This window comes from Evansella vedderi (assembly GCF_030813435.1).
Taxonomy (GTDB): Bacteria; Bacillota; Bacilli; order Bacillales; family Salisediminibacteriaceae; genus Evansella; species Evansella vedderi.
Genome location: NZ_JAUSUG010000020.1, coordinates 17,441 through 40,388, shown reverse-complemented (window position 1 = coordinate 40,388; position 22,948 = coordinate 17,441). Strand labels below are relative to the sequence as shown.

The following is a 22,948-nucleotide window of genomic DNA, read 5'->3' as shown; positions in this document are numbered from 1 at the left end:
GTGACTCTAGCAGTCTCCCCCTTCGGTGAAGGGGAAAAGTGGAATTCCTTTGTTTATAAATCTATTGTCTATATTCTTTCCGCTTCACTCTCTGGAGCTTTGTTTGGCTTATTCATTGTTGCAACCATTCAGTATTTAATATCATGGGTTCCCACCTCCATAAAATTATCGGTTATTCTGTTGCTTCTTGTTTCTTACATCTTAAAGGAACTAAAATTTATTAATCTTCCAACTCCCCAGATGAAGTGGCAAATTCCTACCTCTTGGGTAAACAATTCTCCATTGAAAAATATGGTTATTTGGGGAGTTATCCTTGGATCAGGATTTTTTACGTATAATCCATATGCAATATTCTTTATCCTATATCTTTATATGGGATTTTTCATGACACCTATTGTTGGACTTAGCATCGGGTTCCTATACGGCCTTTCAAGATCACTTGTCTCTTTTTTCATTGCAGCGTCTTGTTACAACGATACGGATAAACATTCTGAAATAATTAATAAAATATGGTCACAGGGTAGATTATTTGGAAAACTAAATTTAGCAGCATTGATAGGATTAGTTTTGTATGTTGCTTATTTGTTGTTGTTATAAGACTGCATTTTATTTCTCAAAAATTTAGAAGGAGCCTCTCCTTCCTTTTATTTTTTGGACATGATATGATTACAAGGATATATTTCTTATGATATTTATGAGGTGAGAATTCGTGGCAATACATGTTGTACTTCATGAACCGGAAATTCCGGCGAATACTGGGAACATCGCACGAACATGTGCTGGAACCAATACATATCTTCATTTAATCCACCCACTAGGTTTTTCTACCGATGACCGAATGTTAAAAAGGGCAGGTTGTGATTACTGGCCTGATGTGAAGGTGCATCATCATGATTCCATAGAAGAATTATTTGCGAAATATCCGAATGGGGAGTTCTTTTACATTGAAACCATTGGTGAAAAATATTACCATGACTTTGACTATAGTGATCTTGAAACGGATTATTTCTTTGTTTTTGGAAAAGAAACAAAAGGTCTTCCAGCAAGCTTAACAGAAGCAAATCGTGATCGATGCTTTCGAATTCCCCAAACAGATAAGGTCCGTTCCCTTAACCTGTCCAATACGGCAGCTATTCTTGTGTATGAAGCACTAAGACAGCAAGGGTTTCCAAATATAAAGTAAAATAGTTACTTTAAATGAAAAGTCCTGAGAGATTCGAATATCTCATCAGGACTTTTTTACTTACTGCTCTTATTCTAAACCTGCTGCTTTATAAAGCTTAGCGTAGGCCTCTTGTGTTTTTTTCAAAAGGATGTCTGTAGATTCTGTAGGCGGTTGTTGTGTTAAGATTTCTTGTGCTACAGGACCTTGATAACCTGTTGCCTTCACTGCTTTTAGAAAGCCTACAAGATCAATAACCCCTTCTCCAGGATATAGACGATCGTTATCTAATACGTCCTCCACTGGAATATCTTTTGCGTCGTTTATATGAACGTGAACAATTTGACTTGTATCCAATTGAGCCAACTCTTCATTGCTTAGCCCAGTAGTATAGCAGTGATAGGCATCCACAAGTAGTCCAACATTCTTTTCACCGATTGCATCGATAAAATCTAACGTTTGAGCTAAGTCCCAAATAAACTGATTTTTCCAGCGAGTTCTCAAGTGGTGTGGACCGACAAACTCTAATCCTAAGCTTATTCCAAAGCTTCCTAATATTTTCGCGCACGTTCTTAAGCGAGTGGTAGCCTTTGCCATCAATTGTGCAGCATTGTAGTCTGTTGATGGAAGGATATACGTTGTACAAGAAGTACAACCAAGGGCGGAAGCTGCTTCCCCATCGGCAACGAGCCGCTGTAAACCACTCCGGTATTCCTCATCCGTACCTCTCCACTCCACAGATAAACCAATGGTACCAATTTGGACGTTATAATCTTGTAAAAATGCCTTTGCCCCCTCTAGACCTTCCGCTGCAATAAAGTCTTCGAGGGACTTACCATCTGTATCGATGGCTTCAAAACCATATTCAGAAGCTAATTGGATAAATTCTTTCACTCCACCAATTTGTCCTAGCCCTGCTCTAGTTAATCCTTTTAACATTTTTTATTGCTTCCCTTCGACAGCGTCCCAGTTTAATACTACTTCTTTACCGGTACGGGAGGATTCATAAATCGCCTCTAAAATTAGGTTATTTGTATACCCAGTCAATGCGGAAGTAATTGGCTCTTTCCCTTGTTGAATGCATTCTACAAAATGACGGCTCAGTCTTAGTCTTTCTCCCTCATCATTTTCTGGCTTTGTTAGAGCAATTTCCATTGGCTTATCGAAACGTTCTGTTAAAAACTTGCCTTCATTCCCACGAATGGAAGCTCCCCCCTCGGAACCAAGAAGATGAACAAATGGTTGATTGTCCGTATCCATATGTACCGCCCAGCTCACATCAAGGGTTAACGTACTTCCGTCTTCCATACGAATAAAGGCAGATGCGATATCTTCCACATCGTAAGATCCTTCCCAGTTTGGTGTTCCCCATGTACCGATTCCTTTTCTTTTCGGACCAAATTCAGCATAAGTGGACCCTGTAACTGCTACCGGTTTTTTGTTCCCCATTAGGTATAAAGAAAGGTCTAACAAGTGAACGCCAATATCAATTAAAGGTCCCCCGCCTGATTCCGCTTTTTGTGTAAACCAAGTTCCCCATCCAGGAATTCCTTTACGACGGAACCAACCTGCTTTTGCATGGTAAATTTCACCTAACTCTCCTCTTTCCACCTGCTCCTTTACTTGCATTGGAACGGACTCCCAGCGCATTTGGTGAGGAATCATCACCATTTTACCCGTGCTTTGCTGTGTAAGGTAAATTTCCTTCGCATCCGCCTCGTTAATAGCCATTGGCTTTTCTAAAAGGACATGCTTTCCTGCTTTAAGTGCTTGGATGGCAAGGGGTGCATGATATTTATTTGGTACAGCTACAATAACTGCATCTAAATCATCATTAATCACATCTTCTGCTGTCTCGTAAACGGTTGAAATTCCATATTCCTCTGCACGTTTCTCCGCTAATGGAAGATAAACATCTGTTATTGCTTTCAATTCCACGTCATCTGTTAATTGACTAAAGTTCTCCATGTGAACGTTTCCAATATTACCTGCTCCAATAACGCCAATTCTAATTTTTGCGCTCATTTGTTCCCTCCGATAGTTTGAGATATTATTCCTTATCGACCTTATGATAAAATAAATACATACGTAAAGTCTTGTCATTTTTTTTTAAATATATCTCATTTTTTACAAGGGGTGCTGTTGCATGACTTCCTTACCTAGATCCTTAACAGAGTTTCCAGCCACTAATGAAGACTTCCCCTTTCATATTTCTATAAATACGCTCCCCGCTGGTTTTGAAGCTCATAGGCACGAATTCTTTGAATTTTCTTTAGTTATTGAGGGGAGCGGGCGCGAAATTATTAATGATGTTGTTCACGAAATGAAGCCGGGTACCTTTACGTTTGTTATGCCCTACCAAATACATGAGATAATTACTGATCCTGGCCACTCCTTACGTTTAATTAATTGTAATTTTGGGATGGGGATATTAATAAACACCAGTCGAAATCTGGGCATAAATAACTTGCTATTTGATTCGGAAGACAGTTTAGCATCTTATATTCAATTTGAGGGAAATGTTTACGAAAAGTTCAGGGAAGTGCTCACAGATATGTTGCTAGAATACCAAAGTGCAAATATCTGGAAAAATGAGCTCATTTTAGCCAAGCTAGTAGAGGTGTTAATTCTTTTTGATCGCTGTCGAAGGGAACAACTGTCAAGTGAAGGTACGCTTCCATCATGGAACAAGCGTGAAAAGGTGATGATCTGGGATGTTATCCAATATATTCACAAACATTACAGACAAAAATTATCCCTCCCGATGCTCTCACAGCATTTTAATATGAGCGTCTCCTCTTTAAGTGATTTGTTTAAAAAGCAGATAGGACAGAATTTTGTGGATTTTCTTCATGATATTCGTATCAGGTATGCCAGCAGCTTGCTTGTGTCCACTGATTTAAATATCTCAGAAATTGCACTAGAATCGGGATTTGGATCATATAAAACCTTTTCAAGGGTTTTCCGAGAAAGGAAAAAGGTATCTCCTGCTGAATACCGAAAACAATATAGCCCCCATTAACATGAGCCCTTTGCAGGAATAAGGCTGATTAATCTTCATCCTTCACATCTGGGTCTTCAGGAATTGGCTCATTAAGAATTTCCTGTACAAGTTCTCTGTATTTTTCCATTTGATCCACATGGGTATTAAACTGCTCTTTATTAATGAGGAACTGTTCGCCATTATGGACAGCACGTATTTTTCTTTGGTGTATTAAGGTTTCTATGTATTCTTCGGATACTTCAAGAAACTCCGCCGTTTCCTTTATGGTTAAATACATTTGTTTCATTCCTTTATTATTAATGGTTTCATAATTGACAATACTATTATACTAAAACCATAAGCAGATGCTAGAAGAGGTGAAAAAAACGTTCCCCCGCGGTTAAAGGAGGAACGTTTTTTTGCTATTTATAGAGAATATCTTCCCTTAAAGACGCTACTTTCGTGATGACTTGATCAATATCTTCATTACTTACGCCAAAATGGGCTAATGCATCCGTAAGGTGTTTGGCAATGGCGTTGAAATGCTCAGGTTGAATATTCATACCTTCATGTGCTTTTTCCATGGAAGAACCGGTATATTGATTGGGTCCCCCTAGGGCAAAGCTTATAAATTTCGTTTGATGCTTACGTTGTTTTTCCATATCCGTATTTTCAAAAAAATGACTAACAGTTGGGTCCTTTAATACTAACTCCGTGTAAAAATAGTCTACGACTTTTGCTACAGCTTCTTCGCCACCAATTTTTTCGTAAAGCGCTTGTTCTCCCATCCATGACACTCCTTATATTTTTGAATGAAAACTCTAAAAACGATGTTTTAATAACAACGTTTACACTGTGAATATGTAATTACCTTAACAATTCTAAGAACATATTTCTGTGATATAGATCACTATTCGACATTTTTTCATCAAATGAATAGACAAGAAGGACCGCCTCCTTCTTGTCTATTAGTATGTTTCCATTTTTTTATTTTTGTAATAATCGTTTGTAAAGTTGGATTGTACTAAAGTGAACCCCTTCATGGAATAAATTGAAGTTTAGGAATTCACCTACAGTTTCAAGATTTAATCCACTTTTTGTAATGAGAGGGTTTTTCGCTTTTTCGTGGAGTCTTCCTTCTAAAGTGGTCTTAATACGACCTTGTTGCTCTTGAAGAAGAAGTGTTAACTCACTTAATGTTGGTGTAGGAGCATTTTTCCATTCAGCTGGCGAAGTTCCAGGTGCAAAAAGTGCATAAAATTCCTGCGGAAGCTTTGTTGGTAATTCATTTCGCTCAAAAGCGAATACTTCTAAAACAAAATAAATATGACCAAGGTTCCAGCGAATATTATTATGGAAGCCCTCAGGTATTTGGTCTGCGTGGTCCTCTGTGATCGTTTCTAAAGTTTTTAAGGTGTTATCTCTGACGAATTGCAGTTGTTTAAAAAGGATTTCTTCCATGGTGTAAATCCCTCCTTGTATTATTTTGACTATACTTCTATAAATAAGTTTTTGCTTTCCAACGCCATAACTAATTCCATTTGATTATATGACAAATGGTAATGCAGTATGTACTGGTTGCAATATCTGATTGCCTTATTTCTTGGTACATTACCCTTTCACCATCATTTATAATAAAGGTTGGAATCACTCTCCCAAATTAGTGTTCCGTGCTAAAAATAACCAGATACTCATGATATTTTCTATTATATCTCTCGTCCAAATCGGTGTTTGGTGGAAGGCCTCTTCTAAGTCACATGGCTTTTTCATAATAGAAAAGGCCCCTAATAGTCCTAACTTATCTATTTCTTTTCTTGTTATATCTAATTGGCCACAAAGTGCAATTACAGGTACTTCCCTTCTTTTTGCGACTTTCGTAACCCCCATAATTACTTTCCCTGAAAGGGTCTGACTGTCCAATTTCCCTTCCCCAGTGATAATTAAATTTGCTCCGGCAACGTGTTTTTCAAATTCTACTTCTTTCATAACTAAATCAATTCCGGATTGTAAGGTTGCTCCAAAGAAGGTTACTAAAGAGGCTCCAATTCCACCCGCTGCTCCTCCACCTGGGATTTGACGAATTTCTTTTCCTTTTTCCTCTAATACTACTTCCGCAAATCTATTCAAATTATTATCTAGTATTTCAATCATTTCTTCTGTAGCACCCTTTTGGGGGCCAAAAACGGCACTAGCCCCATTCCTACCGCATAATGGATTGTTTACATCACAAGCCACTAGAAAAGTAGATTCCTTTATTCTTGAATCAAATTGGGACTCATCCATATAACTGAGTTCTCCTAAAGAACCACCCCCATCATCCAACAGCTCATTTTTTTGGTTGTAGAACTTCATCCCTAATGCTTTAAGAATACCAACACCTGCATCATTGGTTGCACTTCCACCTAAACCAATAATAAATCTTCGAAAACCTTTGTCCAAAGCGTCCTTTATTAGTTCTCCCGTACCATAGCTGGTAGTTAATAATGGATTGCGTTTTTCTTCAGGAACTAAAGGGAGACCTGAGGCTTCTGCTACTTCAATAACTACGGTCTCCTTATCCCCAAGTATTCCGTAAGATGCAGACAGCTTTTCTTTAAGTGGGCCTGTTACTTCTTTTTTAACGAACGTTCCATTAGTTCCAAGTACCATATTTTCCATTGTACCTTCTCCCCCATCAGCCATAGGGACACTAGTTACAATTGCATTCGGAATGATACTCTTTATACCATCTTCTAATGAATGACAAATATCTTTTGCTGATAATGCTCCTTTAAAAGAATCAGGAGCCAAAACAATTTTCACCTAAAAATCCCTCCTCCTAATACAATATATCCCTCATAAATAACAAAGAATAAGACGGAACCCATAAAACGAATACTGACGGATTAATTCAAGTCATTTTTGTTTACTATGTAATTGACTTCCTCACCATTAAGTATTCCAACAAGGTTTTCCGCTGCTAGTTGTGCCATTTTTAAACGTGTGTTAATACTTGCACTTCCGATATGGGGGGTAACGACCACATTGGGGAATGTTAATAAAGGGTGATCCACTGGTAATGGCTCCTCCTCAAAAACATCTAAGCCTGCCCCCCAGATTTTCTTTGACTTTAACGCTTCAAAGAGGGCATTCTCATTAACAATCCCGCCACGGGAAGTGTTTATTAAAATAGCATTCTTTTTCATCAAGGAGAACTGTTCAAAACTAATGAGATTTTTTGTTTCCGGTGTGTATGGTGTCATCACACACACATAATCAGATTCCTTTAATAGTTCATCAAGCTCCCTGTATTCTGCTCCAAGCTCCTTCTCTACTATTGGTTTCGGTGTTCGATTATGATAAATTACTTTCATATTAAATCCCTTAGCTCTTCTTACTAATGCTTCTCCTATTCTTCCTAAGCCAATGATACCAATAGTTGCCCCGTGAATATCCTGACCTGTCAATAGCATGGGTGACCAAGTCTGCCACTTTCCCTCTCTTAAATAAAGTTCTGACTCCACAATTCTTCTTGCCGTAGCCATTAACAAAGCAAAGGTTAAGTCTGCTGTCGTTTCTGTTAAAACCCCCGGAGTGTTTGTTACGGCAATTCCTTTTTTGGTTGCATTGTCTATATCAATATTGTTGTAGCCCACTGCCATATTACTTATTACCTTTAAATTTTCTCCTTTATCCATAAGATCCTGATCAATAGATTCTGTTAGAAGACAGTATATGCCTTCCACATCCCTTATTTCCTTTTCCAAAACATGCCTAGGTACAGGTGTGTCTTCTTCCGGCCACATACGAACTTGACAATATTTACTTACATATTCAAAAACCTCATTGGGAATTTTCCTTGTAATATACACTTTTGGTTTCAATCCATTTCTCCCCCTTTAACCTTAAAGTCATCCTATGTACTAGTATAAGTTATAAAAAAATTTCGTGAACTTATTTTATAGAAAAAATGCAATATTTACATAAAAAATCTCATTAAAATTTAATTTTTACTGATAATAACAACAAGGAGGTTTTTTTAAATATGAGATTTTTATTTCCCTTGCTAGTCCTTTTACATATTGTGCCTTTTAATGATACCGACAATTTACTGCTCATTCACGAGGGGAATACCCTTGCAAGTTTAAATAGGGATGCCTTTACTTCTAGTTTTCTTGGTGAACCTATATTGGATGAAAAAATATATGAAGAGTTTGTTGAAAAATTAGATAAACAACTGTATACTGCGCCAGAGAATGCTGCAATTAATGATCAAGGAGAAATTATTCCTGGAAGGCTTGGCTATAAATTAGATAGGGTAGAATTTACTGAGGAATTTTATGGATATTTTTTTAATAATGGACCTGGTAGAATCGAACTTCCGAAGCTTATTCTTCACCCAAAGGTAGACAGTGAATTATTAGCTGATATTCGTATACAGCAAATAGGTTCTTACGTTACTTACTTCAATAAAAGAAATAAGGAACGATCCCATAATATAGCCCTTGCCGCCGAAGCACTAGATAATCATGTGGTATTTCCAGGTGAAATATTTTCCTTTAATGAAGTTGTTGGAGAACGAACGTTGGAAAAAGGTTACTTGCCAGCGCCAGTTATTGTAAAAGGAGAACTGTACGAGGGTATTGGCGGAGGTATTTGCCAGGTGTCCTCCACTTTATTTAATGCTGTAGACAAAGCTGGAGTGAATATCATTCAGCGCTATTCCCATAGTCGCCGAGTACCTTATGTCCCTCCGGGAAGAGATGCAACCGTTAGCTGGTACGGACCAGATTTTACATTCGAAAATATACATAACCAGCCCATTCTTATTAGGGCAAAGGCTTATGAAGGACAGGTTTTTATTGCTGTTTATTCCTCTGATGTTATTAATTACGAGCCACGACAAGTACCTAGTGCACCAAATAAACAACCAGAAGAAATACGCGTTAACCTATAATTTTTAGAAAGGAATAAAGATCTGCTGCTAGTATCTTGTCAATAATAGAATAATTTTAGAGGCTGGGACAAAAGTATTTTTACTAATAAGAAATCCGAACAAACTTGATGTAGGTGTAATCTACCCGCTTCGGAAATATACTTCCCTAAGGTAGTGTATTGTTCGTATTTCCGATTAAACACTTTAGTTATGTCCCAGCCTCTTTTTTATTTTAAGCTCTGTTAAAAATTGATGTTGATTTTCGCTTCAGATACTCGCTTTCCGCTTCAATCAATTTTTTAAATATCATTAATATCCTTTAACAGAGCCTTATTTTAAAGGAAAAGGACCAATAGTTAGCGAATAAGTATAAATATTCCTAAATATTGAGGTGATTTTGTTGACCATTAACACATTAGTTTTTGGCCATAGGGGTTCGGCAGGAACGCATCCAGAGAATACGATGGAATCCTTTCAAGCAGCATTAGATGCGGGGGCGGAAGGAATTGAATTTGATGTACACCTAACAAAGGATCTTGTTCCAGTCATTTTGCATGACGAAACGGTAGATAGAACCACTAACGGAACTGGGTGGATCAAGGACCTCACATACCTGGAGCTTCAGGAGTTAGATGCAGGAAGCTGGTTTGCTCCATCCTTCAAAGGTGCTTCTATTCCAAGCTTAGAGGAAGTCTTACAATGGGCTGCTCCAACCAGATTACTTCTAAACATTGAATTAAAGAGTGGCGTTGTCCGATACCAAGGGATAGAAAAAATTATCTTGGACCTTTTATACAAATACAATTTGAAGGATCGGGTCATTCTTTCCTCCTTTAACCACTACAGTGTTGTAGAAATTCATCAATTAGATCCCGAAATAGAAACGGCAATTATTTTCATGGAAGGAATTTACGAGCCTTGGGATTATGCAAAAAGAATTGGTGCACATGGATTGCACTGTTACATACCAGTGGCTGTTCCAGAGCTTCTCATGGGAGCAAGGAAAGCAGGCATGCCTGTTAGACCATTCACCGTAAACGAAGAGTCTCATATAACCTCCCTTATAAAAGGGGAAGCTTCCGCCATTATTACAGATTGGCCAGAGAAAGCAGTTCAAATAAGAAAGGCGTTGTCTAATACATAGGTGAAATAGATTACAAGGGGGAGAACTTATGAAGCAGGAGCAATCATTTTCGTATGGGAAAATTTTTGTTATCGGTAGTGGCTTTTTCGCATTGACCCTCGTTTGGACATTTTATAATGCTTATATGCCCCTTATTCTCGGAGATTATATTGAAAGCCGTGCTATCCGAGGTGCCCTAATGGGAGTTGATAATTTATTAGCCGTGTTACTTATTCCCGTTATTGGTGCATGGTCAGACAAAATAGACAGCCGTCTTGGAAATAGGCTCCCATTTATCGTTGTTGGTATGCCCATTGCCGCAGTATTCTTAATCTTAATACCATACGGTGCCGCAGTTACTTTATGGGTACTCCTTGTGGTAGACATTATTTTTCTCTTGGCAATGACTATCTATAGGGCTCCAGTGATTGCTCTTATGCCGGATCATACTCCTCCGGAAAAACGTTCAACAGCTAATGGAATCATAAACCTTATGGGTGGCATCGGTGCTATTATTGCTCTGTTTGGCCTATCTTTACTTTATGGTATCGATAGGGCCTACCCATTTGTTGTTGCAGGGTTATTATTGCTCTTGTCTTTCTTACTTCTCTACTTTACCGTTGACCGTCATCCACCTTATGTTGGAAAAGCAGAAGATGATTTAGAGGAAACGCAAGCAACTAAATCATTTTTTCAAGGGCTAAGTAAACTAAAGAAACCGGAGTTTAGAGGGCATTTATTTATCCTTATTGCTATCTTTCTTTATTTTATTGGCTATTCGGGGGTGGAAGCACAATTTACCGTTTATGCAGTGGAATATTTGAATATGGAAGAAAGTACAGCAGGTTTTACACTTGGGTTCTTTAGTCTGGCATTCGTCCTGTTTGCCATTCCTGCAGGGACTATTAGGGAGTAAGGTAGGTAAAGCACCGATTATGCTAGTGGGGTTAGTCTTACTTCCGTTAATTTTCATAAGTATCCCCTCGCTGCCTCTATTGAGTAGCTACCTACCAGGATTAAATCAAGTAGTTTTATTACAGATTGTCCTTTTCATTGGTGGTGTAGCGTGGGCCCTCATTAATGTTCAAGCTTATCCGTTAGTGGCTGATTTAGGAGGCAAAAGTCGGATAGGATTTTTTACTGGACTGTATTACTTATTTTCCATGGCCTCCTCCATCGTTGCCCCTGGCTTCTTAGGTTTACTGATGGATTTATTTTCTCACCCTTCCTTGTTTTACGGAGCAGCAGGAAGCTTCTTGATTGCTTTTTATTTCTTGAGAAAGGGTAGTAAGATAATACGGACTAAATTACCTTCCCCAGATGTGGGTAAAATCAGTGGAAATATTTAACGTTACTGTTATAAAAGGTGTTCAAAAAGCTCAGTTTAGGTCTCCACAAACGCTAGTGTGGCCTACTGTTTTAAGCTACTGGTTTTATGGATTTGTTGCTGCCTTATTTTTTGTTGCCTTAGCTGAAATTATTGAACTTTTAGAAAAGCTAAATAAGAAGTTTGAAGGAAGAACTGCTTTAGATAAGGGTGAGACAATAAATAGGACTAGTGAAGCTCCCAGCTCCGAAGAGAACAGTGAAAATTCCGATGAAATTAAAACAAGGGAAAAGGAAAAGGTGCCAACTTATAAGGATTATCCAGAAGCATGGGCATGAACGATCGGAATTAGTATTTTAATTATCCTTCTTATTATTGCTCAAGTAATATGTAATAAAAATAAGCCCGAGAAGTAGCATCTACTTTTTGGACTTATTTTTATTAATCATTGATTACTAAGCCAAGGGCTTTGGCGAACCCAACAGCTTGTTCTTTCGAAACAATGCAACCTTGTATTTTTTCAATAGAGATATCTATTCGGTCGAATGAACAACTACTTATATCTAATCCATTTAGCTCTATCCCAGCAAAGTTAGCTTCGTTTAAGCTGCATGTGGCAAATTCCATTTTCACTAACTTTCCCTCATAAAAATCCGCATGATCTAGTAAACAATGTTGAAATCTTACTTGCTTGCAGTCTGAATAACCAAAAGACAAATATTTTCCAACACATTCTTCCATAACAACATTACGCAGAGTTGCTCCCGATAAATTTGCCCCTATCAGTTTACAGTTAAGAAACTTAACCCTATGAAAAATAGCATCGCTGAAATCCACATTGGATAAATCACAATTTTCCAGAATAACATCTGTAAACTCTACGTTCCTAAAATTGTTTACACCAAATGTTACATTCTTAAAAATAATTTTGTCAAAGAAAACAGTTTCCTCTATCTCAACATCAATGGTGCAATCATGAATCTGATAAGCTTGAATATAATATTCCTGATGTAATAAAGTATTTATCTCTATTTCCTGGAGAACAGGTGGAATTTTAGGTTCTTGAATGATTTGTTTCTTCTGATTGGTCATTTATATACGTCCTTTTTTAACTAAGTTAGTAGTTCCAGCGATAATGTCCGGCAATTGGTGTACGGAAGGAAGTTAACTTTACTTCCGAAGCGAAGGGATAACTATTGTGAATAACATAAGGGGTACCATCCCGGGCCCGTTTATCGGATATAATAGCAACGTGATGAAACCCTTCCAAAAATAAAGTTATCTTTTCCTCTCTTTTCGTGCACTCTCAATGCTTAGTACTATAATTTTCCATTTTGTAAACTTATTATACTATTAATCTTACAGGTTTACTTACAACTTACTTTTAAAATAGGACATTAACTAAAAAAACTTCCGAGTTTCAGGTAATTTCATTTACTTCTTTTTACAAAAACTGTAAAAATCCTCTACATTGAGACTTTTCCTAACCCTTACCGTCAAATGAAGAAAAGGAGGGGATTTACCATGAAATATATTATGTTATTAACTCTTTGTCTTGCTTTATTAGCAGGATGCTCAACCAATGGACTAGACAGTGACCCTGCCAATAACAACGAAACATTAGAAGAAGTATTTACAATTAAAAATCCAACTGTAGAAGAAGTCTTATCTGCAAATAAAGACGAGGATTTATTTTTAATGGATGATGTCGTTTATGTACAAGCAGAAGATGTAAGTTGGGTCATGAACACCACTCTTACCATAGGTGAGGAAGTCCTAGAAATCACAAAACAAACGACTGAGGCAAGTAAATTTGAAAGCGGGACGGCAACTGTACTTCCAGTCGGAACAAAAATCTATGAGACAGACCAGGCCCTTATCTATATTGCTTTTGTAAGTGGGGAAGAAATCCGATATTTAGGATGGGTGGAAGGTTAAAGATAACAATAATAAAGAGGTACAGCCCCCTGATGGGGAACGTGCCCTTTTGGTTTTATAACAATAATGCTATCATCAGTCAAAAAGATCATTTTGAAATAGATACTATTTCATCTGCGTAAAATACAAATATCAAAGAAAATGATATAATCATATGTAGGTCGAAATTATGACTGGAGGTTTATGATGACAAACAATACTACACCTTTACCACCATTATCTATGTATAGAATAACAACAAAATTGTTTACACATATGGAACGTTCTATTACTCTCTCTTTTGGAGCGGAGGGTAAGAGATTACTAGAAAAAGGGCTTGAAAGATTTGGGTTTAAAGAGGCTCAAGCTATTGCGGAACAGGCAACCGCAGAAGGAGAAGATCATGTATTAGATAATTACATTCCAGACTCATATGATTCCATTGATAAATATGAGGGGCTTACAATCTATAGCTTAATGGCAAAGCTTTTTGCCCAAGTAACGAAAGCTGTTGTTGATGTTTATGGAGAAAAGGGAAAAGATGCAATAAGAGAAGGGGTAAGAACCTTCGGAGAAGAACGTGGAAATGGAATTGCCCATAGAGCAGCACATATGGGGGAGAAAAATACCATTGATAACTACCTTTCAAATTATGATATGGGGCGCAGTGAACTGTTTGAATTTGAAAACATTTTTAAAGAAAATGTAATCGAACAAACTTTCACCAAATGTCCTTTTGGTGAACAATGGGCAAAAGATGGTATGCATGAATACGGCATCCTTTATTGTGAAATGATCGATCCCGCAGTAGCTAAAGGATTCAATCCAAAGTTCGAAGTTGAACATGAGGAGTATGTACTGAAGGAAGGACGATGTACATTTAAATTTAAGTTAGATGAAAAATAATGAGGCTGGGACATAACTAAAGTGTTTAACTTGAAATACGAACAATGTACTACCTTAGGGAAGTATATTTCCGAAGCGATTTTTATATGCATCAACTATAATCTCTATTTCGTTCGGATTTCTTATTGATAAAAACACTTTTGTCCCAGTCTCACTTTCTATTTCCCTTATAATTTTGTCCATTCCTTTAAAATGTTCACAGCCCTAAGGCAGCATTGTTTTGTTTCTTGTAATTCCATATTAAAGTGTTCGGCTGTTAAATCCATCGGTGTCTTTCCATTTACGACTAGCTTACCATGTTCCTCTAAATTTGCTTTTTCCACTTGCCGAAAATAGCCATACACAGACCTCTCTGGTTCTGGAAGACTTTTAATTAATCTGTCCCTTTTTTGAAAATAAGTATCTTTATTATTGCTCCCCATTAAAACTTCTCCCCTTTTACTCTTTTATTATTTCTTCTACTAATTCTATATGTTTCCTTCTAAAATATTTCCTGTGCAATAATTGTCAAATCCCATCGTTATTAGTTTAAAATGAATGTTTTTATAAAGGTTGTTTGCGCAAACTTTGTTGCCTTTTTTAAAAAAGCTTGGAGAAGCGAAAGACGGTGACTCCAGCGGGAAAAGTAACAACTCTCTTTCACGCGACGAATAATTGAGGCTGGGACAAAAGTATTTTTACTAATAAGAAATCCGAACAAACTAGATGTAGGTGCAATCTACCCGCTTCGGAAATATACCTCGCTAAAGTAGTGCATTGTTCGTATTTCCGATTAGACAATTTAGTTATGTCCCAGCCTCATCCGTTTATCGTTATTTATTTTCGTCGCCTTTTCGACGATCTCTGTCTCGTTCAATAACATCCTCAAGAAGATCTAATAATTCATCTCTAGAAATATTATTTCGCTTTTTTCGCTCTCTTCTTGGAGGTAGGGACGGTGGATTTTCTTCATCATACAAGAACCGCTGATTGATTGGATCCTTATCATATTCTTCATCCACTATTTCATTTTCTACAAAACCGTTCTCTTTGTGTTCATTTTCATCTCCATCCTCTGTTACTTTCCGATAAAACTCAGAACTATCGAGTTGTTTTTCCTCATAGGCTCTTTCACTTCTCGGAGGGAGAATATATTGTCCTTCCTTTCTTGTCTCCCTTCTAGAATAACTCTCATCGATTAAATAAGCTGGAATTAATTGTCCATCTGGTGTCACATATTTTCTATTTAAACGGCGAGTTTCCTTATCAAAATAACTATAGATTACTGGAATAAAGATCAACGTTAGGAAGGTAGAACTAATTAATCCACCGATTACAGTGATGGCCATAGGCTGCTGAATTTCAGCACCTTCCCCCATACCAAGTGCTAATGGGACAAGACCTAAAATCGTTGTGACAGATGTCATCAGGATTGGACGGGCACGATCCTTTACCCCTTCGACAATAGCATCGTAGCTGCGCATTCCACCCTCTTTCTTTTTATTAATATAATCCACTAGCACGATAGCGTTATTAACTACAATACCAGCGAGAACAATTAACCCGATAAACGCCATAACACTAAGAGGTGTTAAAGTTACTGTTAACCCTAGTGCTACTCCGATAATAACTAATGGCACACTGAACATAATGACAAATGGATACTTAAATGACTCAAATTGGGCAGCTAGAACTAAATAAACAAACACAAGGGCCAAAATAAGAGCTAACGTTAGATCACTCATAGCATCCGCCATTAATTCCTGATCCCCTGTATATGAAATGATTGTTTCGCTTGGAATATCTAAGTCATCAATCGTGTTCTGAACTAACTGTGACATTTCTCCTAAGTTATATTGATTTCCATAATGAAGGGTAAATTGTACTGCCGCCTCTTGGTTAATACGGTTGATGGTAACTGGTCCTTGACCTTCTACTACATCCACCACTTCACTTAACGTCACATAATCACCCGTAGGGGTTCTCAGTAATAAGTCTTCCACAGCTTCAATAGTAGAAACAAATTCCTCTCCATAACGGACATGTACTTCATATACATAATCCTGATCCGTAACAATTTGTGTTGCAAAGGCTCCATTCATTTTTTGATTAAGCATTTGTGCAATTTGCGCAGGCGCAAATCCATAATCCCTAGCTGCTTCTTCATCCACAAGGAATTGAATTTCCGTAACGGTATCCGTTAAATCATTTGTAACCTCATGAAATTCACTCATGTCTTCAAATTCTTCCGTAATTTCCGTTACCACTTCTTCAATTCTTGTTGGATCTGAATCAAGAACATTAAAGGTAATTGTATTCGGTGCGCCACCCATCATCGCTTGCTGCTGAATGGACACTTCCGCATCTGGTGCTGCTCGCTCCACACTTCTTCGTATGGAATCACCGAAGTCTAAAGTCGATATATTCCTTTCCCCTAACGGTACCATAGCAATGAAAATAGTTGCTTCATGGGAACTGGAGCCTCCGAAAATGGCACCTTCTGCCCCATTAGATCCCACTGTACTTACATAGTGGAGGATATCCCTTTCTCCGTCTAATACATCCTCAATACTTTCTACCGCTGCCAGAGTTTCCTCCATTGGCGTTCCACGTTCCATCTCGATTTCAATTTGGAAAAATCCTTCATCCGTATCAGGAATAAATTCCATTCCTACTTGAGAAACACCAACCGCTCCGGCCACAAGGAGGAGGAAAGTAATGAATAGTACACTTAAGCGGTGCTTCAATGACCACTTAATGGCAGAGCTGATTGTTTTGATAAATGCACCTTTTTGACGTTTCTCCTCGATATTTTCTTTTGGAGTCTTTAAAATACGGCTTGCTATCATTGGTACCACGGTTAACGCCACTGCTAAAGATGCTAGTAAACTAAAGGATACCGTTAGTGCAAACTCCATAAAAATATCTCCGACGATACCTGAGATAAAGACCACAGGTAAGAAAACAGAAATGGTGGTTAAAGTAGAGGCAGTAATAGCTCCCCCAACCTCTTTTGTTCCATCAAAAGCTGCTTTCTTCGGATCCTTTCTCATGGACAAGTGACGATAGATGTTTTCAATAACAACAATGGAGTTATCCACCAACATCCCTATTCCTAAGGCAAGTCCCCCTAATGTCATGATATTTAGTGAAAGATTCGTGAAGTATAACAGTACAAACGTTACAATAACGGAAAACGGTATGGCAATACCAATAATAAACGGCGTTTTAAAGCTTCTTAAGAATGCGAATAAAACAAGAATGGCAAATAGTCCACCTAGAATTAACGCCGTGGAAACACTTGAAATTGCTTCCTGTACATATTCCCCTTGGTCAAATAATACAGCCGCTTCTATATCCCTATATTTATTTTGAGTAAGTAATTCATCCAATCTTTCATTAAACGCTGTAGAGACCTGTGCTAAGTTAGCGTCTGATTGCTGCTGAACACTCATCATTATAGACGGTTCTTGGTTCGTTCTCGTAATGGCCGCTGAACTTTCCGGTACCAGCTCTACACTTGCAATATCTGCAACGGTGATTTCATCCCCTGTTGCTGGATCGATAGTTAATACAATGGATTCTATATCCTCGATACCCGTCATTTCAAATAAAACTCGTGTGGTATACTGCAAATGACCACTCTGAACAATACCACCAGGAGAGGTAACATTGTGTGCTTGAATCATATTTACAACATCGGATTGATCTAGTCCATAGTCTTCAAGGGCATATTGATCAAGCTTTACAACAATTTCATCCACTGCTTGCCCAGTAATATCGATAGAGGCAATTCCATTAATTTTCAATAATTCATTTTCTAAATCTGCTACCAACTCATTAAAATTCTCTTCATCGGACGATAAGGTCAATTGAATAATCGGGAACTGTGATGGATCAAATTTTAGAAATTGTGGAGAGTTCGCCTCTGAAGGAAGGGGCGCTTGATTCATCCGACTTATAATATCATTTTCCACATCATCAATAGACGTAGCCCAGGAAAACTCCAGAATGGTCATGGAGGCCCCCTCCATAGAGATGGAACTTATATTATTTAACCCTGGAACTGTAGCTAAGCTATTTTCCAAGGGACGTGAAACTTTATCCAGCACTTCCTCCGGTCCGGCATTTGGATAACTCGTTACAACAGCCCCAATAGGTGGATCGATATCCGGCATTAACTTTAATGGAATATTGGTTAAGGAAATAGTACCAAGTAAAAGAAATAAAATCATGGTAACCATCGTAAAAACAGGTCTTTTAATGGAAAACTTCGTTATGTTCACTCAGGATCCTCCTTGCTTTCCGTAACAATAATATGAAAAAACTTAGTAAGACTATCTTTAAAAGCAATTAAATCTTGTTCCTCCATTTTTGATAAATATTTACTGAAAATGGTTGATTTAATTTTATTCATTTCAGCTAGTAGCTCTTCTCCCTTTGGACCTACTTCTATAATGGTGCTTCTACGATTTTGTACATCGATGGTTCGTTTTAAAATTCCCATCCCTTCCAGCTTAGCTACCATCTGACTGATGGCACTAGCGGAAACATTTAAGAAACTGGATAAGTCCTTCACATGTTTAATCCCTTTTTCCCCTACTAAAAATAAAAGTGTTTGTTGATTTGGGGAAAGGGTAAACAATTTCTCTTCAAACTCAGCAGTTACTTGATTTCCTAATTTATTTCTCAAAAGTAGGTTAATATCTAGAAGAATATCCTCTAGCTCCTTCATGATGTTGTCTCTTTCCATAACACCCCGCCTCCCTATCAATATAAAATAGTTAAGAATATTAACACTTAATATTCTTAACTATTCATATAATTAATAATTAAGTTTCTTAAAAAAGATAACATGGGAATATGAACAGAAGATGAAGAAGGGGACTTCCATTTTATACGTTGGCTGTATTTCTTAGTAGCGTATCCAAGCCAATATATCCTCAAAACAACCTTAAAAATAAATGGATGTCCCTTATTAATGGGGTTATTCAAGTGGTAATGTAAAAATAATCGTTGTACCTTTATTTAGCTTACTCTCCACCTCAATGGAGGTATCATGCAAATCGATAATATGCTTTACAATTGATAAACCTATTCCAGTACCACCTTTATTCGACCTTGCCTTTTCTTTTTTATAAAATCGTTCCCAAACATATTTCAGATCTTCTTCACTCATTCCTAAACCGAAATCTCGAATACTAATTTTAGCTAGGTTCGACTCCTTTTCAATCATTACTTCAACTTTGCTATTCTTCTCAGAAAACTGAATGGCATTTTGAAGTAAATTAACAAGGACTTGATCAATTCGGTTCGGATCCGCCTTTACCATTACGTCCCCTTCTACTGACAATAGTTCAATATCAATACATTTACTGGAGAGGGTAGGTTCCATTCGAGCAATAACTAAACGAATTTGTTCTGTTAGGTTATATGGTACTGGCATTATTTCTATTTGCCCACCCTCAAGTTTTGCCATATCTAATAAGTCTTCTACAAGCTTCATAAGTCGTTCCGTCTCATTTTTCATAATCGAAAAGTATTTTGATTGTTGCTCCTTAGGGATTGTTCCATCCATTAAAGCCCCTAAAAAACCTCGAATTGACGTTAAAGGAGAACGTAAGTCATGAGAAACGTTAGCTACAAAATCCTTTCTCATTTGATCAATGCTCCCCAATTCTTTTGCCATATAATTAAATGTCTTACCTAGTTGGCCAATTTCATCTCTTGTTTTTATTTGAACCCGATTCTCAAAGTCTCCCTTCGCAAATTGAAGGGCACTGTCATTCATCTCCCTTAACGGAGACGTTATTTTCTTTGATGTAAAATAGATGATAATACCTGCAATAATGATTGCTATTAGAATGGTCATATTAATAATAAAAGTAAGCTTCTTTGATTGCGTATCGAATTCATTGAAAATCATTAGCATCGTATGAGTTTCATTCTCTTCTGTCGCTAATTCAATTGGCGCTGCCATAACGTAAATAATTTGATCATTGTAGTTTAACCTTCTTGAAAATTCATCACCACTTAATGCATTTTCAAAAATATGCCTTTCAGGAGCGTATTGTTGGAATAAGTCTGTATTATATTTAATTTGCCCTTCCTCATTGAACAAGAAGATCATCCTATCCTCTTGGTTCATACTAAGTTCTAGTGAAGACAGAAATATATCTTCATCCCAATCCTCCAGTGACGCTAATTCAAAATATTGCATCAACTGCTCCCTCTGATGATCAAATGCATTATGATTTCGATTAATGAGTTCATTTTGTACTAAGGTATTTACTACAACACCAATAACTATAAAGGAAATAAAAAGAATAACGAGATAGGTAGAAAATAATTTACTAAAAAGACTACGAAATTGAAGCTTACGCACTTACATTCACCTCAAATTTATACCCAACACCTCTAATGGTTTTTAACGACCAATAAGGAGATTCTTCCCCAATTTTTTCCCGAATTCTCTTTATATGAACGTCTATTGTTCGATAGTCTCCATCATAATCGTATCCCCAAATTTGATCTAACAATTGTTGACGAGTAAACACTTGATTGGGCTGTGAGACTAGATAATGTAAGAGTTCCAATTCCTTAGGAGGAAGGGTAATTTCATTTCCATTACGATAGATCTTATATTCCTTCATATTAATAACAAGCTTCTGTAATTCAATTGTTTCCATTCCATCATGGCTGAGGTTTGTCCTTCGCAAAACGGCTTTCATTCTTGCAATAACTTCTTTCGGGTCAAAAGGTTTAACAATATAATCATCTGCCCCAAGATCAAGGCCCTTAATTCGATCGTAACTCTCCCCTTTTCCTGTTATCATAATTATAGGAATGTTACGATCCTTTCTAATTTCTTTACACACTTCCCAACCATCCATCTTTGGAAGCATAATGTCTAATATAATAAAATCTGGATTTTCATCATAGTACTGAGCCAGTCCCTCTTCACCATCTAATGCTGTAACAACAGAGTAGCCCTCTTTGTAAAGATACAGCTGTAATAAATCACAAATATTTGGATCATCCTCTATAACTAGAACTTTTATTGATTTCATGATTCCACCTGCTCTTCCTCGGACTCCATTCTAGTACAAACTTCCGCATCGATCCCTTCCTTTTGAAGGTTATTAACTATTTCCTTAACACCTTCTTTTCTTTTTCCATTTACTCTTGTCAAAGGTATCACTCCCTTCTTATTACTTTTTAAGAAACATAAATACATTTTTATCATCCAACCTTCGAACCTCATCCTTTTATAAAGTACAATCTTGCAGAGGAAGAGACAGTTAACCTCACGGACCTTCACTCATTCCAATGCAGACTAATATTTTCATGCTCCATGGTGTAAATTTTAATTACATAGGGATCTACAACAAAATTAACATGAGAATATGAACACAGGATGAACACACTTCAGAACATCACTGGAAAAAACCGTATATATTTCTCCTACTAAGAGTTAAATATAATACGGTTTAACCTAGCTATATATAGTTATTTTCTACGTTTCGGAGCATGTGGTGGGGCTTCCATCCATCCATTCTCTATCAACAAAGAGGTTCCATCTTCTGCAAACTTGGCGACCTCTGCTGCCAAACGGTTAAAGTTGATTCCTATATCAGTCCTTGCAGACGTGGAAGCTGCTATTCCATAATTACTCAAACCTTGCGAGTTTAAAAAGGTAACTAAGCTTAACATCAGTTTTTCAGAAAAGGGAGCAGCTGTGGAAGCTGTAATTCCAGAATTCCATGTGGAAGGTGCTGGGAGTTCCTCTTCCTTAAGGGTCTTAGATAATATTTCCATATGTTTCATTGCTATTTCCTTACCCCTGATAAAATAATTTTTAACATCTGTCCTATCGGTAACTTGAATAAAACTAGTCAAAAAACTTTCTCCAAGGGTATTAGTAATTATATTATAAAAGAGACTAGCTATCTCAACACCTATCAATGGTCTTGTATCCCCAAACCAGCCATTTAAAAAGCTTTCTTTTTTCACAAATTCAACTTTAGTTGGTTGTGGAATATATGGTGCTCTTATCCATAATCCTTTTTCAAGTAATAACCTTCGAGAATGATTAAGAAACTTCAGTGAATCGGATATATAGCCATCAAAAAAGTAAAACACATCATCTCTAGCTATCGTATTTATGGCAATAGAACCAAAGTTTAGGTTCCCCTTTGCAACAAACCACTGATAAAATAATATTAATGGATCAGTATATAAACGTTCTCCCGTAAAGTTCACATCTGATTCAACAGTAAAACCAATAGGAATTGGGAAGTCATTCTTGCTAAAAATGGTCTCTATCTCCCTCAAATACTTTTCGCTTACCTCCATATTACTTCTAATTAATTCCTTTATTTCATTATCCTCACAAATAGAATCAAAATATGTTAATATACAGTAATTCATCCCTTGTGCACGGTATATATGCCACAAGTAGCCCATTTCCGCAGCTGTAAAATCAATTTTACTTACCTCCAAAACACTCATCCCCTAACATCTTTTTAATAAAGTTATTATTTACACAAGATAAATAATTATGATTTTGTAAATTACAATAAGTACATAAATCCCAAAAAAATAGACGGAACAGCTAACACAATTAGTTAGTTGTT

26 protein-coding genes are annotated in these 22,948 nt (G+C 37.1%); 10 read left to right on the top strand and 16 right to left on the bottom strand.

Going from position 1 to position 22,948, the window contains the following annotated elements; all coding sequences use genetic code 11:
- A complete protein-coding gene (locus tag J2S74_RS20840; protein ID WP_307329556.1) occupies window positions 1-597 on the top strand; it encodes a hypothetical protein in 597 nt (198 codons plus the stop codon).
- A 112-nt stretch (window positions 598-709) separates the two neighbouring features.
- The gene (trmL, locus tag J2S74_RS20835) at window positions 710-1,183 is read left to right on the top strand and encodes a tRNA (uridine(34)/cytosine(34)/5-carboxymethylaminomethyluridine(34)-2'-O)-methyltransferase TrmL (protein ID WP_307329553.1); all 474 of its coding nucleotides are present in this window, start codon (window positions 710-712) and stop codon (window positions 1,181-1,183) included.
- Window positions 1,184-1,252: 69 nt separating this feature from the next.
- On the opposite strand, the gene J2S74_RS20830 is transcribed toward trmL, so the two are convergent.
- Window positions 1,253-2,101 carry a sugar phosphate isomerase/epimerase family protein gene (locus J2S74_RS20830; RefSeq protein ID WP_307329551.1) on the bottom strand — a complete coding sequence of 283 codons (849 nt, stop codon included), beginning with the start codon at window positions 2,099-2,101 and terminating at the stop codon, window positions 1,253-1,255.
- Window positions 2,102-2,104: 3 nt separating this feature from the next.
- Window positions 2,105-3,187 (bottom strand): Gfo/Idh/MocA family protein, encoded by a 1,083-nt coding sequence (locus J2S74_RS20825; RefSeq protein WP_307329549.1) that lies wholly within the window; start codon window positions 3,185-3,187, stop codon window positions 2,105-2,107.
- 121 nt (window positions 3,188-3,308) lie between these two features.
- Here J2S74_RS20825 and J2S74_RS20820 point away from each other — a divergent pair, with 121 nt between their 5' ends.
- Entirely contained in the window at window positions 3,309-4,184 is an 876-nt protein-coding gene (locus tag J2S74_RS20820; RefSeq protein ID WP_307329548.1) for an AraC family transcriptional regulator, read from the top strand.
- Between the two features lie 28 nt (window positions 4,185-4,212).
- Here J2S74_RS20820 and J2S74_RS20815 read toward each other — a convergent pair whose 3' ends face one another.
- The 5 genes from J2S74_RS20815 to J2S74_RS20795 form a co-directional block, all read right to left on the bottom strand.
- The gene (locus J2S74_RS20815) at window positions 4,213-4,443 is read right to left on the bottom strand and encodes an excisionase family DNA-binding protein (protein WP_307329751.1); all 231 of its coding nucleotides are present in this window, start codon (window positions 4,441-4,443) and stop codon (window positions 4,213-4,215) included.
- 124 nt (window positions 4,444-4,567) lie between these two features.
- Window positions 4,568-4,933, bottom strand: coding sequence for a group I truncated hemoglobin (locus J2S74_RS20810; RefSeq protein ID WP_307329545.1), 366 nt, complete (start codon window positions 4,931-4,933; stop codon window positions 4,568-4,570).
- A 199-nt stretch (window positions 4,934-5,132) separates the two neighbouring features.
- Window positions 5,133-5,606: a DinB family protein gene (locus J2S74_RS20805; RefSeq protein ID WP_307329544.1), complete on the bottom strand. Its 474-nt coding sequence runs from the start codon at window positions 5,604-5,606 to the stop codon at window positions 5,133-5,135.
- A 186-nt stretch (window positions 5,607-5,792) separates the two neighbouring features.
- On the bottom strand, window positions 5,793-6,947 hold the full coding sequence (locus tag J2S74_RS20800) for a glycerate kinase (protein ID WP_307329541.1): 1,155 nt from the start codon (window positions 6,945-6,947) through the stop codon (window positions 5,793-5,795).
- A gap of 83 nt (window positions 6,948-7,030) precedes the next feature.
- Window positions 7,031-8,008 carry a 2-hydroxyacid dehydrogenase gene (locus J2S74_RS20795; RefSeq protein ID WP_307329540.1) on the bottom strand — a complete coding sequence of 326 codons (978 nt, stop codon included), beginning with the start codon at window positions 8,006-8,008 and terminating at the stop codon, window positions 7,031-7,033.
- A 161-nt stretch (window positions 8,009-8,169) separates the two neighbouring features.
- Between J2S74_RS20795 and J2S74_RS20790 the strand changes: the two genes are divergently transcribed.
- From J2S74_RS20790 to J2S74_RS20770, 5 genes are all read left to right on the top strand, one after another.
- The gene (locus J2S74_RS20790; RefSeq protein ID WP_307329537.1) at window positions 8,170-9,081 is read left to right on the top strand and encodes a VanW family protein; all 912 of its coding nucleotides are present in this window, start codon (window positions 8,170-8,172) and stop codon (window positions 9,079-9,081) included.
- 379 nt (window positions 9,082-9,460) lie between these two features.
- The gene (locus J2S74_RS20785; RefSeq protein WP_370876046.1) at window positions 9,461-10,204 is read left to right on the top strand and encodes a glycerophosphodiester phosphodiesterase; all 744 of its coding nucleotides are present in this window, start codon (window positions 9,461-9,463) and stop codon (window positions 10,202-10,204) included.
- A 28-nt stretch (window positions 10,205-10,232) separates the two neighbouring features.
- Window positions 10,233-11,099 carry an MFS transporter gene (locus J2S74_RS20780; RefSeq protein ID WP_307329531.1) on the top strand — a complete coding sequence of 289 codons (867 nt, stop codon included), beginning with the start codon at window positions 10,233-10,235 and terminating at the stop codon, window positions 11,097-11,099.
- A 19-nt stretch (window positions 11,100-11,118) separates the two neighbouring features.
- Window positions 11,119-11,532, top strand: coding sequence for a hypothetical protein (locus J2S74_RS20775; protein ID WP_307329528.1), 414 nt, complete (start codon window positions 11,119-11,121; stop codon window positions 11,530-11,532).
- Entirely contained in the window at window positions 11,519-11,848 is a 330-nt protein-coding gene (locus tag J2S74_RS20770; protein WP_307329527.1) for a hypothetical protein, read from the top strand. The genes J2S74_RS20775 and J2S74_RS20770 overlap by 14 nt, the downstream gene beginning before the upstream one ends.
- A gap of 103 nt (window positions 11,849-11,951) precedes the next feature.
- Here the strand turns inward: J2S74_RS20770 and J2S74_RS20765 are convergent, their stop codons facing one another.
- Window positions 11,952-12,602: a pentapeptide repeat-containing protein gene (locus J2S74_RS20765; protein ID WP_307329524.1), complete on the bottom strand. Its 651-nt coding sequence runs from the start codon at window positions 12,600-12,602 to the stop codon at window positions 11,952-11,954.
- Between the two features lie 25 nt (window positions 12,603-12,627).
- The gene (locus tag J2S74_RS20760; RefSeq protein ID WP_307329521.1) at window positions 12,628-12,780 is read right to left on the bottom strand and encodes a DUF1287 domain-containing protein; all 153 of its coding nucleotides are present in this window, start codon (window positions 12,778-12,780) and stop codon (window positions 12,628-12,630) included.
- Window positions 12,781-13,034: 254 nt separating this feature from the next.
- Here J2S74_RS20760 and J2S74_RS20755 point away from each other — a divergent pair, with 254 nt between their 5' ends.
- On the top strand, window positions 13,035-13,448 hold the full coding sequence (locus J2S74_RS20755) for a hypothetical protein (RefSeq protein WP_307329519.1): 414 nt from the start codon (window positions 13,035-13,037) through the stop codon (window positions 13,446-13,448).
- A gap of 186 nt (window positions 13,449-13,634) precedes the next feature.
- On the top strand, window positions 13,635-14,333 hold the full coding sequence (locus tag J2S74_RS20750; RefSeq protein ID WP_307329517.1) for an L-2-amino-thiazoline-4-carboxylic acid hydrolase: 699 nt from the start codon (window positions 13,635-13,637) through the stop codon (window positions 14,331-14,333).
- A 167-nt stretch (window positions 14,334-14,500) separates the two neighbouring features.
- Here the strand turns inward: J2S74_RS20750 and J2S74_RS20745 are convergent, their stop codons facing one another.
- From J2S74_RS20745 to J2S74_RS20715, 7 genes are all read right to left on the bottom strand, one after another.
- On the bottom strand, window positions 14,501-14,755 hold the full coding sequence (locus tag J2S74_RS20745) for a hypothetical protein (protein ID WP_307329515.1): 255 nt from the start codon (window positions 14,753-14,755) through the stop codon (window positions 14,501-14,503).
- Window positions 14,756-15,145: 390 nt separating this feature from the next.
- Complete coding sequence (locus J2S74_RS20740) at window positions 15,146-18,598, bottom strand: efflux RND transporter permease subunit (protein WP_307329513.1); 3,453 nt, start codon at window positions 18,596-18,598, stop codon at window positions 15,146-15,148.
- Window positions 18,595-19,065, bottom strand: coding sequence for a MarR family winged helix-turn-helix transcriptional regulator (locus tag J2S74_RS20735; RefSeq protein WP_307329512.1), 471 nt, complete (start codon window positions 19,063-19,065; stop codon window positions 18,595-18,597). Before J2S74_RS20735 ends, J2S74_RS20740 begins: the two co-directional genes overlap by 4 nt.
- A gap of 234 nt (window positions 19,066-19,299) precedes the next feature.
- Window positions 19,300-20,697 (bottom strand): sensor histidine kinase, encoded by a 1,398-nt coding sequence (locus J2S74_RS20730; RefSeq protein ID WP_307329511.1) that lies wholly within the window; start codon window positions 20,695-20,697, stop codon window positions 19,300-19,302.
- Window positions 20,690-21,382 carry a response regulator transcription factor gene (locus J2S74_RS20725; RefSeq protein WP_307329508.1) on the bottom strand — a complete coding sequence of 231 codons (693 nt, stop codon included), beginning with the start codon at window positions 21,380-21,382 and terminating at the stop codon, window positions 20,690-20,692. The genes J2S74_RS20730 and J2S74_RS20725 overlap by 8 nt, the downstream gene beginning before the upstream one ends.
- Window positions 21,379-21,504 (bottom strand): hypothetical protein, encoded by a 126-nt coding sequence (locus tag J2S74_RS20720; protein ID WP_307329506.1) that lies wholly within the window; start codon window positions 21,502-21,504, stop codon window positions 21,379-21,381. The genes J2S74_RS20725 and J2S74_RS20720 overlap by 4 nt, the downstream gene beginning before the upstream one ends.
- 317 nt (window positions 21,505-21,821) lie before the next feature.
- On the bottom strand, window positions 21,822-22,814 hold the full coding sequence (locus tag J2S74_RS20715) for a DUF3231 family protein (protein WP_307329505.1): 993 nt from the start codon (window positions 22,812-22,814) through the stop codon (window positions 21,822-21,824).
- Window positions 22,815-22,948: the final 134 nt, after the last annotated feature.

Bases quoted from the DNA above. Each gene is read 5' to 3' on its own strand.
- J2S74_RS20810 (WP_307329545.1), bottom strand. From the start codon at position 4,933: ATGGGAGAACAAGCGCTTTACGAAAAAATTGGTGGCGAAGAAGCTGTA.
- J2S74_RS20775 (WP_307329528.1), top strand. From the start codon at position 11,119: ATGCTAGTGGGGTTAGTCTTACTTCCGTTAATTTTCATAAGTATCCCC.
- J2S74_RS20750 (WP_307329517.1), top strand. From the start codon at position 13,635: ATGACAAACAATACTACACCTTTACCACCATTATCTATGTATAGAATA.
- J2S74_RS20780 (WP_307329531.1), top strand. From the start codon at position 10,233: ATGAAGCAGGAGCAATCATTTTCGTATGGGAAAATTTTTGTTATCGGT.
- J2S74_RS20830 (WP_307329551.1), bottom strand. From the start codon at position 2,101: ATGTTAAAAGGATTAACTAGAGCAGGGCTAGGACAAATTGGTGGAGTG.
- J2S74_RS20735 (WP_307329512.1), bottom strand. From the start codon at position 19,065: ATGGAAAGAGACAACATCATGAAGGAGCTAGAGGATATTCTTCTAGAT.
- J2S74_RS20725 (WP_307329508.1), bottom strand. From the start codon at position 21,382: ATGAAATCAATAAAAGTTCTAGTTATAGAGGATGATCCAAATATTTGT.
- J2S74_RS20815 (WP_307329751.1), bottom strand. From the start codon at position 4,443: ATGTATTTAACCATAAAGGAAACGGCGGAGTTTCTTGAAGTATCCGAA.
- J2S74_RS20745 (WP_307329515.1), bottom strand. From the start codon at position 14,755: ATGGGGAGCAATAATAAAGATACTTATTTTCAAAAAAGGGACAGATTA.
- J2S74_RS20805 (WP_307329544.1), bottom strand. From the start codon at position 5,606: ATGGAAGAAATCCTTTTTAAACAACTGCAATTCGTCAGAGATAACACC.
- J2S74_RS20765 (WP_307329524.1), bottom strand. From the start codon at position 12,602: ATGACCAATCAGAAGAAACAAATCATTCAAGAACCTAAAATTCCACCT.
- J2S74_RS20790 (WP_307329537.1), top strand. From the start codon at position 8,170: ATGAGATTTTTATTTCCCTTGCTAGTCCTTTTACATATTGTGCCTTTT.
- J2S74_RS20820 (WP_307329548.1), top strand. From the start codon at position 3,309: ATGACTTCCTTACCTAGATCCTTAACAGAGTTTCCAGCCACTAATGAA.
- J2S74_RS20755 (WP_307329519.1), top strand. From the start codon at position 13,035: ATGAAATATATTATGTTATTAACTCTTTGTCTTGCTTTATTAGCAGGA.
- J2S74_RS20825 (WP_307329549.1), bottom strand. From the start codon at position 3,187: ATGAGCGCAAAAATTAGAATTGGCGTTATTGGAGCAGGTAATATTGGA.